We start from the raw sequence: 16,152 nt of genomic DNA on the forward strand, positions 1-16,152 counted from the left end.
AACGCCGTTATTATAAATAAAAAAAGGAGAGATTTTATGAAAAGATTTGCAAGACTTTTATCAACAGCTTTAACTGCAATACTTTTAATGTCTGCAGTACTTTCCGGCTGCAGTCCTAAAAATGATGATAAGACGGCAACGTCATCTACTGGAAAGGATACTAAAACGGTTACTCTTAAGTTCTATACTTCTACGGATGAGGTTACAAACAAGCAGCTGAAATGGCCTGAATTTATTGATGAGTTTGAAAAGAAGAATCCCGGCATTAAGGTTGAAATGGCTCCTTTGGTTGCAAATGTAAATAATGATGAGTATAAGAAAAAAGTAGACCTTATGATTGCAGCAGGTGAACAGATTGATTTGGTGAAATCTTCTGCTTTATATGAATTAACAGAGTGGATTGATAACGGCGTAATCGAACCTCTTGATGACTATGCCAAGAATGCCGGTGTTAACCTGTCAGATGAATATAAAGGTGTTACACCTTACAAAGGCAAAATTTATGCAATCCCTGAGGAAATCACACAATGGCTGGTATTTATAAATAAGGATATGCTTGATGCGGCAGGGCTTCCTATGCCTTCAAGAGACTGGACATGGGATGATTACAGGGAATATGCCAAAAAGCTTACGAAAGGGGAAGGCGCCAATAAGATATATGGCTCCTTTATGAATGATTGGTCAAATTTCTTCTCTGTTGGTACTCAGAGCGAAATAATGGATGATCCTTTTTTTACGGAGGATAATAAATTAAATTTTGAAAATCCCGTATTCCGAGACGGCTTACAGTACCGATATGATCTGGAAAATGTAGATAAGAGTCAGGTTCCCTATGTAGATATGTCATCACAGAAACTTTTATACAGAAATCAATTCTTCAGCGGAAAAGTAGCTATGGTGTGTATGGGCTCCTGGATGGTATCCGATATTCAGCTCCTTGATAAATATCCCCATACCTTTAAAACAACATTTGCCACATACCCAAGATGGAGCAAGGACAGTAAACCCAATACATCTCAGCTTGATGGAGCCGGATTCGGCTGGTCAATTAATGCGAAGTCAAAAAATAAGGAAGCCGCCTACAAATTCTTAACAGCATTAACCTCGGAAGGCCTGGAAATAGGACATAAAAAGTGGACTCCCTGGAAAAAGGCTAATTCTGACGAAGTGATAAAAGGTATTATTGGTCCTGATGAGAGTTTATATGATTTAGAGGCTCTTAAGAGTGTTATATATGATCCCCAGAGGGTCGATAACGTTGTAACAAGATCTGGCCCCGGAGAAAGTGAAATCATTGATGCGTTTACATCGGAGGCTGAAAAATACTTTGTAGGCGGTCAGTCTTTGGATGCCACTATGAAAAATACAATTGATAAGGCAAATGCGATAGTCGAAAAAGCGGAGAAATAGAAAGAGTTCAGGCTTTAGCAGATGAGATTGGGTAAATGAAGAGTGTTTCTCTCATTTACCCAGTCTTGCGGCGCGTTGGGAAGGCATGTAAAACCACTTATTCGTAAATATGGAAATAGGGAGATATGGATATTTGAAATGTGGAATGTTATAATGTGAGCAGGTGATTTTATGAGAAATTTTGTCGGTAAATTCCGAAATTTAAGCATAAAAAGAAAGTTAATAATATCCTTCTCTGTTATTGTGGTATTTCCATTAATAACTTCTTTATTACTGTCCAATAATATCGTAACAAATTTTATGCTGGACGAAATAGCCAGTTTAAACGAAACTTCAATAAATGATTCTTCCAAGGTATTAAACAGAACACTTGATGATATGGCCTATACATTATTAAACATATCCAATAACAGCCGTGTGAGAGAATTACTTCAAGACGACAATGTAAATTATAAAATTCAGTTCAGTAAAATCCAAAGATATGTAAAGCAAAAAAAATTTGATGATATATTTGATAACATTCCCATTTCATTAATGACCTATAACACAAGCATCACCATATTAGGAGAAAAGCATTTTGATTATGGGAACTGGGAGGAGTATTCAAGATATACAAAAGAAATGAAGCAAAATGCCTGGTATAAGGAAATAATCAAATCTAAGGATATGAGGATACGCTGGATAGGAGTTATGCCCGGTGTTGAAAATAAGGATAATTATTTTTTTGAAGCAGCCATGCCTATAAAGATAAGCAACAGCAGCTTGACCAGAGTAGGTGTGGTACATATACGCATTAATGAGAAGGATATTTACAAGGCGCTAAGCTCAAATAACGAAACAAATGAAATTTATCTTTTACAGCATAATGGTGAAATCCTTTCCTGTAAAAACAAAGACGAAATCTCTAAAAACATAAATAACAGGCTTAATGTTACAAAAATAAACGAGAACCTGGGGAAATCCTATATTGATGTAGATAAAAACGGAAAAAAAATAGTCATTAACAGCGTATCGATTGATAAGGGCGACTGGATACTGATATCACTGGTATCCTACGAGGAGCTGGTAGCGCCTTTGACCAGTATTAAAAATATTCTTTTATTAATCAATTTGATTTTTATGGTTTCCTTTTTAATTGTAGCGTTATTTATTTCAAATATCATAAGTAAGCCTATCATCAAATTACGAATGAGTATGCTGAAAGTAGAAAGCGGCGATTTTAATGGAAAGGTAGAGGTTCAAAGTGAAGATGAGATTGGAAAGCTGAGCCAGAACTTCAATAATATGCTGGATAGGGTCAGTGAACTTCTGGTACTTACAAAAGAGCAGGAAAGATTAAAAAGAGATGCTGAATTTGAAGCACTGCAAGCCCAAATCAATCCGCATTTTCTATTTAATACCTTAAGCTCTATAAGATGGGCGGCGGCAGCTTATGGAGATAAAAAGGTTGAAGATATGGTCCATGCTTTATCAATATTACTCAGAGCCAGTATTACAAACGGACAGGAAATGGTCTCTCTTGAAAGTGAGATCAATATCCTGAAAAATTATCTTGATTTGATCCAGATGAAACAGGGCACCACCATTATTTTTGAATGTAATATTGATGAAAGTATTATGAAATACAGGATACCTCACCTTCTGTTGCAGCCAATTGTGGAAAATTCAATCCTGCATGGGTTTGAGGATCGGAATGAGCAGGGTGTTATCAGAATAACTGCAATAGCAGCAGAGGATTTGCTGAAGATAGAGCTGACTGATAATGGTAAGGGCTTGCAAGGTGATACTCTGGACAGTATTTTAAATAGAGAGTCTCAGGCGCTGGATGATAAAAAGTATTACAAAAGTGTTGGGTTAAAAAACATACATGACAGGCTTAAGCTTATTTATGGACAGAACTACGGAATAGATATTTGTGACGGAGAAAAAAACGGAACAAAAGTAACCTTATATATGCCATTCCAGAAAGGGGGAGAACATATTGCTGACAGTAATGCTGGTAGATGACGAAATTAATGTGATAGAGGGTTTGAAGGTTTCCGTAGAGTGGGAAAAACATGGATTTGGGGTTGTTTGTACGGCAAATAGCGGGGAAGAGGGATACCGAAAGGCTATCGAGTATAAACCTGACCTGGTAATTACGGATATTACCATGCATAAAATGGATGGGTTTGAGATGGCCGAAAAAATCAGGGAAAAGCAGCCGGAACTAAGTATCATATTTCTGACATGTCATCAGGATTTTAATTTTGCGAGGAAAGCCGTCAATTTAAATATTGATGAATATCTTATAAAAGATACCATGACAAGAGAGGAAATCTATCTGGCCTTAGCTAAAGTCAAAGCCGGCATTGAGGAAAGATGGCTGAAAAAGAAAAAGACGAAGGAGCTTTTAATAGAACTGAACCGCAATCGCTGCCAGCTTAGTGAAAAACTCATTAATGAATTACTCAAAAAGGAATTAGTGGACATTAATAGCTTTGAAAGACGTTTAAGTATTTACAATTATAATTTATCGAAGCAAAAGTATATTTTATCCTTACTTACCATAGACCGGTATATTAATTTACTAAATAGCAATATGTTTAACAGGGATGCAGAATTAATACAATTTGCAGTTTTAAATGTTGTGGAGGAGATTCTGAAAAAAAATGATATCGGAGAAGTATTTCCAAAAAGTGAAAATAATTATGTAATCATTTTTAATTACACCCCGAACCTCAAATATAGCATAGATGAGAAAATAGCCGCTGTTTCAAAAGAAATCCAGAGCTGTATCAAAGAGGTCATAAAAACAACCTGTACAATATATATCGGAGCTCAGGTTGGCTCCCTGTATGAAATCAAGCATGCCTATGAAGAGATTTTAATATTAAAAAATAATAGATTTTATATGCAGGATGGCTTCCTTTTGTCTTACTCAAAAAGAGAATCCAGGTTTACAAGTATTGATTTTCAGTATGTAAATGACTTAATGAAAGAGTTTGACCGTCATTTGGAAAATCGGAATATCGAACTGCTCACACATTTGGAATATATATTTTTTGAAAAAGTGAAGAAGGAAACTATATTTGCTGCAGATGTAAAGATGGTTATTGAAAGAATAGTGAATAGTTTGAATAAGTATATCGAAAAGAACGTTCTTATGTACCAGCCTGTCATTCTGGACTCTTACTTGAAACAGCTTAGTATCATTGATAGTGTTTATGAATTAAATGAAACCTTTCACAGCTTTTTGAAAAATGCTGTGGAGGTCTTAAATAAGAATGCTGCATTTACCTGTACGCCTGAGATGAAAAAGATTTTAAATTATATCACGGAAAATTTACAGGAGGAAATCAGCCTTGACACCATAGCTGCCTTTGTAAATATGAACAGCAGCTATTTCAGCAGATATTTTAAGAGTAAGACCGGGGGCAATTTTATTGACTTTCTGACCAGTATGAGAATTGAAAAGGCAAAAGAACTCTTAGCGGAGACGAATTTATCGATTGAAGAGATTTCAGCGATGGTTGGGCATGTGAATAAAGCTTATTTTACAAAAGTGTTTAAGAAGGTGACGGGGGTTAATCCTGGGGAGTTCAGGAGGAAACGATATACTGGGATGATATGATTAGGTTGGTTAAAGGGCAGTTTTTCACAATGGGGCGGCAATTTGCACAAAATAGGATGATTTATGCTTCGATTACAATGTATAAGAAGTCCTAATTCTCTGAAGATTTTGTGCAAATTGCCGTGTATATTGAAATAAGGCATTTGTGGGTTAATCATGATAGATAGAAAATGGAGGTAGTAAATTAAGATGTCAAAGGATAAATTAAAGTTAGAAGTTTACAGAGATAGATCAGAAATGGGGAAAGCTGCAGCGGGAGCAGTTGCTGAAAGAATTATTGGTCTTTTGGCGGTTAAGAGTGAAATTAATATGGTGTTTGCGGCGGCTCCATCTCAGAATGAATTTCTTGATACGTTAGTAAGAAATAAGGAAATACAGTGGGAAAGGATTAATGCCTTTCATTTGGATGAATATATCGGGTTGAGCAGTGAGGCACCGCAAGGCTTTGGGAATTTTTTGAGAAGGAAGCTGTTTGACAAGGTGGGTTTTAAGTCTGTTAATTATTTAAATGGAAGCAATGGCGGGGAGCTCATGGAGTGTGACAGGTATTCTAAGCTTTTGGGGCAATTTCCTCTGGATATAGCGTGTATCGGTATTGGGGAGAATGGGCATCTTGCTTTTAATGATCCGCCGGTAGCGGATTTTCATGATAAATCCCTGGTCAAGGTGGTTGAATTGGATGAGGTCTGCAGGAAGCAGCAGGTAAATGACGGATGCTTTGAGGCCCTTGCTATGGTGCCTGTCCGTGCTCTTACTCTTACTATTCCTGCCATTATGTCGGCGGAATATATTTACTGTATGGTACCTGGAAAGTCCAAAGCAGTGGCTGTAGAGAAGGCTCTGAAGGGTGAAATTTCCGAGGCCTGCCCTGCCTCCATACTCAGATTACATGAAGCTGCGGAACTATTTCTGGATGCAGACAGCGCTACAAGGATAGTATAGGGCTGCTGGGATAGTATAGGGCTGCTGGGATAGTATAGGGCTTCAGGGATAGTATAGCGGATCAGCAGCAAGAAGATGCAAATATAGGAGGGAGGATTATGCATAGAATAAAAATTATCAATGGTAATATCATAACCCCGTACAGGCTGCTTGAGAGAGGAACAATCATTATTGAAGACGGCGTTATTTCATGCGTCACAAGGGAAGAGGTGCCTGTACAGGAGGCGGTTATAATAGATGCAAAGGGGCATTATGTAGCTCCCGGGTTTATTGATATTCATACACATGGAGGCGGCGGCTTTGATTTTATGGATGCTACGGTAGAAGCATACCTGGGAGCCGCAGAAACTCATGCCAGGTATGGAACGACTTCTATTGTACCGACTACACTGACCAGTACAAATGAAGGTCTAAGGCAATCCTTTGAAGCTTTCAGAAAATCAAAGGCCCTAAATAAACAGGGGGCAGAACTGATTGGAATACATCTGGAAGGACCGTATTTTTCAATGGAACAAAAGGGCGCGCAGGATCCCAGATATATCAGGGTACCAATAAGAGAAGAATATGAAAAAATTTTCGAATGGAGCGACGATATTATAAGGTGGAGTGCAGCTCCCGAAATTGAAGGAGTACTGGAGTTTGGCAGATATGCCCGGAAAAAGGGTGTTTTAATGTCCATAGGACATTCCGATGCCACAGGGGAAAAGGTGGCAGAGGCTTTTGAAAATGGCTTTTCACATATAACACATTTGTATTCCGCTATGTCTGGTGTAAAAAGAATAAATGCTTTACGGGTTTCAGGAGTAATCGAAAGTGCTTTTCTGACAGATGAAATGACGGTTGAGATCATTGCGGACGGAATACATATTCCAGCTGACCTGCTTCATCTGGTCTATAAAATAAAAGGCCCCTCCCGGACTGTACTTATTACGGATTCCATGCGTGGGGCAGGTATGGGTGAGGGTCCGAGCATATTGGGGAGCCTGGAAGATGGCATGGAAGTATTTGTAGAGGATGGAGTTGCCAAGCTGCCCGATCGAAAAGCTTTTGCAGGCAGTGTTGCCACAGCAGACAGGCTTGTCAGGACAATGGTAAAGTCGGCAGGAGTGCCGCTGATTGATGCCATAAGAATGATTTCCATCACACCGGCCAAGGTTATAGGAATCGATGATAGAAAGGGAAGTCTGGTACCGGGGAAGGATGCAGATATCGTGATATTTGATTCGGATATAGACATAAAGACAACGATCATAAAGGGAAAAACAGTTTATAAAAAGAAATAAAGGAAATAAGCTGCAAAGGTGGATAAAGGGAAAAACGTTGTAAAAAGAAATAAATGAAATAAGCTGCAAAGTTGGATAAAGGGAAAAACGTTGTAAAAAGAAATAAAGAAAATAAGCTGCAAAGTTGAATAAAGGAAAAACGGTTTATAAAAAGAAAGAAATAATTTACAAAGTTGAGTAAATTAACAACACCGTGTTTTAGCGAAAATATTAAATATAAGGGGTGGATTCATGAACATAATACCAAGGCCCAAAAATATAACGGAGGGCCAAACATTACAGAAGGGTAAGCCTTCGGAAAAGAAGATATATACCAATGCAGACGGATTTATGCTGGAATATGTAACAGGTCTATTCAGCCGGGATGTTTTACAGGAGGAGGAAGCTCCCTTCTTTTTTTTACAGATTTCCGATGGATTTAGCCTGGAAATGGAGCATTTGCCTGAAATCTTACAGGATAAAGAGGAAGGATATCTATTAAAGGCTGATGCGAAGGGAATTGTTATTGCAGCCAGGAGCAGCAAAGGTTTATTTTATGGAATACAGACCTTCTTACAGCTAAAAGAGCAGGGCTGGGAAAGGGGACTTGAAATAATCGACTGGCCGGATAATGATATCAGAGGGTACCATTTTGAATCAAGATTTGGCATTCCCAAATTTGAAAGAATAATAGAAATAATAGAGGAGCTGTGCAAATATAAATTCAACACCATTTTGATGGAATTGGAAGACAAATTCCCCTATGAAGAGGTCAAGGGAATAACCTCGCCAAATGCCCTGAACAAGGAGCAATTAAAGGAAATAATCAGGTATGCAAATGACCGATACATTGAAATAATACCCCTGCAGCAGACTCTGGGACATGTGGAATACATACTGAAAAAGGATGACTATTATCCTATGAGGGAAGTGAGAAGCGACGCGGTTAATAGTGAACTGCCTTTTTCCTTCAATCCCATTGGCAGCCTTTCCTTTAATGAGATAGACGAGTTTTGCCCATCCAATGAAGAAGCCTATGAGCTGATAGAAAAAATGTGCAGGGAGATGGCAGAAAAATACCCCTCAAGCAAGTATATCCATATCGGCTGTGACGAGGCTTGGAATTTGATCAATTGTGAATTGTGCAAAGCAAGGTACGGAGAACAGGGCTTCCATAAGGTTTTTCTGGAACACACAAACCGTGTGGCCAGGGTTATTACATCTTTAGATAAAACACCTGTTATCTGGGATGACATGTTGAGAGGCTTTTCAGAAGAAGAATTTGAGCTGCTGGATAAGAACATCGTAATAATGTGCTGGCTTTATTATAATGGCGATTTGGATAGAGGAATATCACTGCTCACAAAATACAGGGAATCCGGCTTTCGTGTGATAGGGGCCTCCTCGGCGAAGTGCTGCGAAGGGATGAGCTCTGATTACCTTGATATGCCCAACATAAAAGACCGTTTGATAAACATAAATGACTGGAGCGAATTATCAGCAAAATTTGATTTGATGGGAGTACTAACGACTGTCTGGTCAAATTACACCGGTACAATAGCTCCCCCCCATCCATTTTTTGATACTATTTGGTATCCGTTGCTTTATTCGGCAGATAAATATTGGAATACGGCGTCCGACAGTCAGGAGTTTGAGAAGAGGTTTCTGGAGAATTTCTTTGGGGTGGAGGGCGTAGAAAATTGCTTTGGAAATGAAAGCGAGGAAATATATGAAAAAACCTCCTTCCTTACAGAGAACTGCAAAAGAAACAAGTATATTGCAGAGGTGTACAAATTCACTTCCCTGCTTTCCATCTACAGGCAAAAAAGCATGGCGACCTACAGGGAAATGTACAAATTGTACGACGGAACACCAGAAAGGGAAAAAGCTATTGTGGTCAGGAAGGTCAAAGAGCTGGAGACCATGAGAGAATATCTTAAGCCAGAAATTTCAAGACTGCTAAGTATAAACTTTAATGAAGCCGACACAAAGGAATTTGTAAATTCCAGATTTCTAATGGATGAAATGGTAATCAGGATTTAATAATCAGCTGCTGATGGCAGCTGTTAGTTCCCGTATGATAGTCGATGATAGCCGCTCCTTCTTGTCCAATAATATTCCTATAGTGGATACCGTTGATAATCCTTCAAATACCGGTGCCTAAACTAAATATTTAATAATTTATTTAGATTCCCATAATTGACAGTAAAGCTGTTAAAAGGGTAATATGACAGACATATAGCCCGCTTAAAATTTGCTGACAAAGGTTTGCGGACTTTAATGATATTGTGAAAATTAAAAAGCAATTTTCACTTTCTAATTGGAAAGTTTCGCACGTAAACTTGCGAAGTGCAAGGGGTATTTAAATGAACGGAGGACAGAATGGGTAAAATTATAGGAATTGATTTGGGTACGACCAACAGCTGTGTAGCGGTAATAGAAGGAGGCAAACCGGTAGTCATAAACAACGGAGAGGGACAGAGAACGACTCCTTCCGTCGTGGCTTTTTCAAAGGCCGGAGAGAGGCTTGTGGGAGACACCGCCAAGCGTCAGGCTGTGACCAACGGAGAAAGGACAATAGCATCCATTAAACGTGAGATGGGAACGGATTACAGGGTCAATATTGACGGAAAGAAATATACCCCTCAGGAAATCTCTGCTATGATTCTTGGCAAGCTGAAGAAGGATGCGGAAAGCTATCTGGGAGAAGCTGTAACGGAAGCTGTAATTACCGTACCAGCCTACTTTAATGATGCCCAAAGGCAGGCAACCAAGGATGCCGGCAGAATCGCCGGGTTAAATGTACTGCGTATTATTAATGAACCTACGGCCGCTGCCCTGGCGTATGGACTTGATAATGAGGGTGCCCAGAAAATCATGGTATATGACTTGGGCGGCGGTACCTTTGATGTATCGGTGATTGAAATCGGCGGCGGTGTAATCGAGGTACTTGCCACCTCCGGAGATAACCGGCTGGGCGGTGATGACTTTGACGAGAGGGTTACAACTTATCTGGTGCAGGAATTCAAAAAGGCGGAAAGGCTTGACCTTTCCAAGGATAAGGTTGCCCTGGGGCGCATCAGGGAGGCGGCGGAAAAGGCTAAGAAAGAGCTTTCGGCTGCTACCAGTACCAACATCAATCTGCCCTTTATCACCACGGACAAGTCTGGTCCCAGGCATATGGATATTACCCTGACCCGCGCTAAATTTGACGAGCTGACCAATGACCTGGTGGAAAGAACAGCGCTGCCGGTTCAGAACGCTTTAAAGGATGCAGGCCTCAAGCCTTCCGATTTAAGCAAGGTGCTGTTAGTGGGCGGCTCTACCAGAATACCCGCAGTGCAGAATAAGGTCAGGCAGCTGACCGGAATGGAATCCAGTAAAAATCTGAATCCTGACGAATGTGTTGCCCTGGGAGCCTCCATTCAGGGCGGTAAATTAGCCGGAGAGGCCGGGTTATCGGAGATTCTTCTCCTGGATGTAACGCCTCTTTCCCTTTCTATTGAAACCATCGGCGGTGTTGCCACAAGGCTGATTGAGAGAAATTCAACCATACCGACAAAATACAGCCAGATATTTACCACGGCAGGAAATTTCCAGACCTCCGTTGACATTAAGGTACTGCAGGGAGAAAGGCAGTTTGCCAAGGATAATAAGCTTATCGGAAATTTCAAGCTGAACGGAATTAAGCGTGCTATGAGAGGGGTGCCTCAGATTGAAGTCACCTTTGATATAGACGCCAACGGTATCCTGAAGGTTTCGGCAAGAGATCTGGGAACCGGAAAAGAACAGCATATTGTGATAACTGCAAGCTCCAACCTTTCCGAAGGGGAAATTGAAAATGCCATAAGGGAAGCCGCCCAGTACGAAGCGGGAGACGAGGTAAGGAAGCAGGCAGTGGATACCAGGAATGAAGCGGAGAATCTTATTTTAAGGACAGATGCTGCCCTTGCCTCCAGGAAGAAAGAGCTGGATAAGGCAAAGAAGAAGGAAATTAAGGAAGCTTTGGCTGAATTAAGAAAAACAGTAAGCAAGACCAAGCTTGGGACAATCACAAAGGAAGAAGCGGACAGGATTCAGGCTGCCAAAGAACGGCTGGAATATTCCGCAGCAGAAATTCTCATGACTGATGATGGGCAGGGAACGGAGCTGTAGTTTAATTCACTTTGATATATGGAGTATAAAGGATGGATTCTGTAAATTAATATAGTTATGTTTTTATTTAACAAGGTGTAAAAGCAATTTGTATCGACGTGGAACCAATGAAAAAGGCAGCCGCTAAACGCATACAAATAAAATTAAAACAATTAGAAACCTGTGTAAAAGTGGAATGAACTCCTTTTACATAGGTTTTTTATGTTCATAGGTATATTTTTGGGTGATGCAGCAGAATTGCATCAGTAAATGTAAGTTTATACTATTGTTTTCCAATTACTATGACGAAATAGAAAAAGAGGTATGTTACTTATCAAAACAATTCAGAGATGGAGGGGTTTTAGAGGATAAATGTATAGAATAGCGGTTTGTGATGATGAGAGGCACTTTCGGGAACTTATTAAGGAGCTTATACTAAAATACATGGGCAAATTAAATCTGGAATGTGAGGTAGAGCTGTTTCATTCCGGTAAAGAATTGATTGGCATGGGATTTAAGATAGTTCGTTTTCAGGTCGTGTTTTTGGATATCAGCATGGAGGGATTAAATGGAATAGAAGCAGCCCAAAAAATCAGAGAAATCAGCAGTGAGATATATTTGGTATTTGTAACGGCATATTTCAATTATGCGTTAGAGGGATACAGAGTGGACGCAGTCAGGTACTTATTAAAGGATAATACAAATTTTGAGAATACGATGCATGAGTGCCTTGATGCCATTATTGAAAAAATGAATTATAAAATTATAAAAAAACACTTTTCCTTTGTTGAAGGCGAAAAGGACCTGCTACTGGAACGAATACTGTATATTGAAAGCAGGCTTCATAAACTGGAATTTTATGTTGTCGGGGAAAAAACAAAAACATATTCTTTGTATGATACGCTAAATAAACAGGAGAAGATACTGGGGGAATATGGGTTCGTTCGAATCCATCAGAGCTATCTTGTGAATCTGAAGTATCTTTATAAAGTTTCCGGTTACCGGGCGGTATTGAACAATGGCATAGAACTTCCCATACCCAAGTCCCGTTATAAATCTGTTAAAAATGCATTTATCGCATATAAAGGAGAAGTGTAAATGGTCACGTACATACAGAGTTTCTTTATTATAATATTGGAAATATTCTGCTGCAAAATGTTTTTTGAAGTATTTGCGGGTAAGCGAAAAAATCAACATATATGGTTCGGGTATTTATTAATTACAGTATTAACAGTATTTGATTATGGAATTGCTTTATTGCTGTCCGGTCAATTTATGATAAAACAAATACTTGTTATATTGATTACGGTAATCGTGATGCATCTGTATTATCAAGTAAATATTCAAAATACAGTGGTTCTTGTATTTTTATATCAGGGACTATTGTTAGTGGTAGATAATTTAGATATTGCCTTGATGGGGACATTTTTTCCTAATGCTGTTTTATTATTGCAAGTAAATCAGAATGTAAATATTATGGTAGTGATTCTTGGCAGAATGCTATTGTTTGCCTGTGTACTGGTACTGAAAAAATATTTCGGACATCAGCCGTATGAAATGGTGTCCGACACGGAATGGATTAAATTCTTATTTTTTCCAGTAGTGACAATTGCAGTGATAGCCGCACTTTTGGCGAATTTCGGTTATGTTGAAAATGAGAAACAGTCCAATTTATTGGTATCAATGGCAATCGGATTGGCAGGAATGAATATTGTATCCTTTTATTTAATTCATGATATCTTAAAAAGAGAAATTACAATACGTGAAAATAAGATATTTGAAATGAAGGTAAAAAGCCAGACAGCAATGTATCATTCCATATCAGAAAATTTTGAAAAGCAGAGGAAGAAATCCCACGAATTTAAAAATCAAATAACCTGTATTGAATACCTGCTGGGAAATAACAAATATAACGAAGCGGAAGAGTATGTAAGAGACATCAGTGGTAATTTAAAAAAGGACCTTGATGCCATAAATACCAATAATGTTATTGTAGATGCCATACTGAATACAAAGTATCAGGAAGCAAGGGATAAGAATATTGTATTTGCATTTAAAGTCAATGACCTTTCAAATTTGAAATTAAGTGATACGGACATTGTAGTAATACTGTCAAACCTTTTAAATAACGCAATTGAAGCCTGTGAACAGTGCAGTGATAAAAAAGTTATAAAACTGAAATTCGTTATGGAAGAGGATGATATTATTATTTCTGTAAAAAATACATTTATTAAACCACCGAATCAGGTAAACGGAGGCTTTCAGACAACAAAGCCAGAAGAGGAGGAGCATGGTATCGGGGTAAGAAACATTGTTGAAACAATAGAAAAATATGGCGGCTCCTATATAATACAAAATAGTGGGGACGAGTTTTATTTTTCTATAATTATTCCAAAATAAAACATCTATTCTATTTAAAATAGCTGTAAGACCTGTTATAGATACACTTTCTGCTTTAATTAGTCGAATTCTGCATTATATATTGCTAAATGAAGGATGGAATGTATAATTAAAAATGTAGTAGAAAAGATGGCGCTTACCTTTATTATGTGCAGTTCTTTCTGGCATATAAAAAAATGGGAAGTTGGAATTCTTAAGCCATACATTTTTAATAAAGCATAAGACGGTTGAAACTATATTACCCCTCAATAAAGTTGATACTATTTTATGCTTTATTAAAAGTGTGTGACTTAATTTTTGGAATTAAAAGTAAAAGGCAGGTATAAATAACTTTTTAGAATTAGAAACTGTTGGTGCTAACGCAGATTGAAAAATAGAATTTTTGAAAGATAAAGAATCCCACAGCTAAACGCTAAGCTATTTCAGATTCGAACAGATGCTCATAACAGGTGAGAAAGAATTGAGAACGGAAGCTTCCGCTTGGTAAGTATTTGTTCTGTAAATTATGTAGCAATTTGTATCTATTATGATTTGGTGCAAATTCATATACAATGTATTTCCTACAATGAGGACTGCCTGTAATTTTACAGGCAGTCCTTTGTTTTTGCTGTTTTTATTGTTTATCCCGGTACCAACGGATAAGCTTACCGGCTACACTGTCCCTTGTGGGTATATCCGGCAAACAGTCTGCCGTGTACCAGCCGGCGTCCGTAATTTCATCGCCGTCGACAGTAATCTCGCCGCTTTCGTATTCGGCTGTAAAGGCAAACATCAAGGAATCCGGGAAGGCCCAGGGCTGGCTGGTGAAATATCTTACGTTCTTAACTTTTATGCCTATCTCTTCCATTATTTCGCGTTCCACACATTCTTCCAGTGTTTCACCTGCTTCTACAAAACCGGCGACCAGACTGTAAAGGCCTTCCTTAAACTTCCGGTTATGTGCCAGTAATATCTGCTCATCCTTAAATATGGCGGTTATGGTTGCCGGTGAGATTCTTGGATAGATGATATTGCCGCAGGCCGGGCAGACCTTTGCCCGTTCATCCTCTTTGCTGTATGTTTTATGTCCGCAGCGGCCGCAAAACTGGTTCATACTGTACCAATGCAGGATATGATTGGCATTGCCGGCCAAAAGAAACAGGTCTGGCTCTTTTGTAAGAGCGGTAATCTCTCTTCTTTCAACAAATTCAAAATGCTCCGGAAGCACTGTTGCTTCAGGAATCCTTTTGCAATAACAGTCATGTCCGTCATAAGTTCCGATAAATTCAAGGTCTCCGCTGTCTTGTAAAACTCCCTTAAAATCCTGATAAGCAGGAATGGAATACCCCGTTTCAGTTCTTTTCATCAGCACCTTATTCTCCGCCAGTGCAATAATCCATGCCTGATCGGTAAAGGTATCCGGCCGGGAATAGGACGGGATGTATTTATGCTCTTTCTCTATGTTCATATTACCTGAACCCTTTCATTAAAAGTTGGAATGGTTGGAGAGCCAACAGCCAGGCAGGCTCTGTAAGTATAATTAAATTAATATTCTAGTTATCATATCATGATGCATCAAAAAGAGCAAGTTTTATACAGGATGCCATGGCGGCATGTGCCGTAATGAGTACCTTTAATATTTTAATATGGATTTATAATAAAAGGTGTCAATGGTATAAGTAAATGTACTAACCTACAGATATCTTGAAAAGTACTTTTTTTATTTATAATTGATTATTGTTCATTTTGAATCTTCCTTTCTTGACATTCATAAAATAATTCCCATGCATATGTGAATCCACATTCAAAGGTTGTTTGATAGGTTTGAAGGTTATATGACATAATTAATTCTTCTAACTTCAAAATGTCTGAAATTTCTAATTTCTGTTCCAACCAAGAAATATCAAATTCTATATTTTTGAAATTTTCATCATACTCATGGCTTTGCAAAAAGGAATAGTATATGGCTGAAATCCGATTGTAGTGCATATTTATTTATCCTCCTTAGTCAAATTTATTAGTTAATTGAATTTTGACTGGTTCCTATTTGTGAACCATTATAACACAAATAGTTAGATATAATCAATAATAATGTTCCTTTTTAGGAACAAAAAAGTGAGATGAGGATGAGAGTGATTATTCAAGATTCCAGATTTGGAGACAATTTATTAAGATTAAGAAAAATAAGTGGTCTATCCCAATACAAATTAGTAGCAAAAATGCAGTTGTTGGGGAGTAATATGTCTAGATCTACTTATGCAAAAATCGAAGCGGGAGACAGAAATATAAAGATAACGGATCTAGTTATATTGCAAAAAATATATAAAGTGGATTATGCTGAATTTTTTGAGGGGGTAGAAGTAGAAGAATAATAAATGCATAAAATAGTTTGTCCTGTGAATATCTTTTGTT

At 38.3% G+C, this 16,152-nt stretch carries 12 protein-coding genes; 10 read left to right on the forward strand and 2 right to left on the reverse strand.

The window, feature by feature from the left end; genetic code table 11:
- Positions 1 to 36 precede the first annotated feature (36 nt).
- The 9 genes from BUB77_RS22735 to BUB77_RS22775 all read left to right on the forward strand — a co-directional run bounded on the left by BUB77_RS22735 (position 37) and on the right by BUB77_RS22775 (position 13,761).
- Positions 37 to 1,410 (forward strand): ABC transporter substrate-binding protein, encoded by a 1,374-nt coding sequence (locus tag BUB77_RS22735; protein ID WP_073279311.1) that lies wholly within the window; start codon positions 37 to 39, stop codon positions 1,408 to 1,410.
- A gap of 171 nt (positions 1,411 to 1,581) precedes the next feature.
- Positions 1,582 to 3,417, forward strand: coding sequence for a sensor histidine kinase (locus tag BUB77_RS22740; RefSeq protein ID WP_073279312.1), 1,836 nt, complete (start codon positions 1,582 to 1,584; stop codon positions 3,415 to 3,417).
- A complete protein-coding gene (locus tag BUB77_RS22745; protein ID WP_073279313.1) occupies positions 3,392 to 5,023 on the forward strand; it encodes a response regulator transcription factor in 1,632 nt (543 codons plus the stop codon). The genes BUB77_RS22740 and BUB77_RS22745 overlap by 26 nt, the downstream gene beginning before the upstream one ends.
- A gap of 189 nt (positions 5,024 to 5,212) precedes the next feature.
- Positions 5,213 to 5,965, forward strand: coding sequence for a glucosamine-6-phosphate deaminase (locus BUB77_RS22750; protein WP_073279314.1), 753 nt, complete (start codon positions 5,213 to 5,215; stop codon positions 5,963 to 5,965).
- 98 nt (positions 5,966 to 6,063) lie between these two features.
- Positions 6,064 to 7,248, forward strand: coding sequence for an N-acetylglucosamine-6-phosphate deacetylase (gene nagA / locus BUB77_RS22755; protein ID WP_073279315.1), 1,185 nt, complete (start codon positions 6,064 to 6,066; stop codon positions 7,246 to 7,248).
- A 231-nt stretch (positions 7,249 to 7,479) separates the two neighbouring features.
- Positions 7,480 to 9,270, forward strand: a complete 1,791-nt coding sequence (locus BUB77_RS22760; protein ID WP_073279316.1) for a family 20 glycosylhydrolase — start codon at positions 7,480 to 7,482, stop codon at positions 9,268 to 9,270.
- Between the two features lie 339 nt (positions 9,271 to 9,609).
- Positions 9,610 to 11,382 carry a molecular chaperone DnaK gene (gene dnaK / locus BUB77_RS22765; protein ID WP_073279317.1) on the forward strand — a complete coding sequence of 591 codons (1,773 nt, stop codon included), beginning with the start codon at positions 9,610 to 9,612 and terminating at the stop codon, positions 11,380 to 11,382.
- A 351-nt stretch (positions 11,383 to 11,733) separates the two neighbouring features.
- Positions 11,734 to 12,459 carry a LytR/AlgR family response regulator transcription factor gene (locus tag BUB77_RS22770; protein WP_073279318.1) on the forward strand — a complete coding sequence of 242 codons (726 nt, stop codon included), beginning with the start codon at positions 11,734 to 11,736 and terminating at the stop codon, positions 12,457 to 12,459.
- Positions 12,460 to 13,761 carry a sensor histidine kinase gene (locus tag BUB77_RS22775; RefSeq protein WP_073279319.1) on the forward strand — a complete coding sequence of 434 codons (1,302 nt, stop codon included), beginning with the start codon at positions 12,460 to 12,462 and terminating at the stop codon, positions 13,759 to 13,761. It begins immediately after the preceding gene.
- 613 nt (positions 13,762 to 14,374) lie between these two features.
- Here the strand turns inward: BUB77_RS22775 and nudC are convergent.
- Positions 14,375 to 15,208 (reverse strand): NAD(+) diphosphatase, encoded by an 834-nt coding sequence (nudC, locus tag BUB77_RS22780; protein ID WP_073279320.1) that lies wholly within the window; start codon positions 15,206 to 15,208, stop codon positions 14,375 to 14,377.
- 266 nt (positions 15,209 to 15,474) lie between these two features.
- Complete coding sequence (locus BUB77_RS22785) at positions 15,475 to 15,729, reverse strand: hypothetical protein (protein WP_073279321.1); 255 nt, start codon at positions 15,727 to 15,729, stop codon at positions 15,475 to 15,477.
- Between the two features lie 143 nt (positions 15,730 to 15,872).
- Here BUB77_RS22785 and BUB77_RS22790 point away from each other — a divergent pair, with 143 nt between their 5' ends.
- A complete protein-coding gene (locus BUB77_RS22790; RefSeq protein ID WP_330392669.1) occupies positions 15,873 to 16,112 on the forward strand; it encodes a helix-turn-helix domain-containing protein in 240 nt (79 codons plus the stop codon).
- Positions 16,113 to 16,152 lie beyond the last annotated feature (40 nt).

Source organism: Anaerocolumna jejuensis DSM 15929 (genome assembly GCF_900142215.1).
Classification (GTDB): domain Bacteria; phylum Bacillota; class Clostridia; order Lachnospirales; family Lachnospiraceae; genus Anaerocolumna; species Anaerocolumna jejuensis.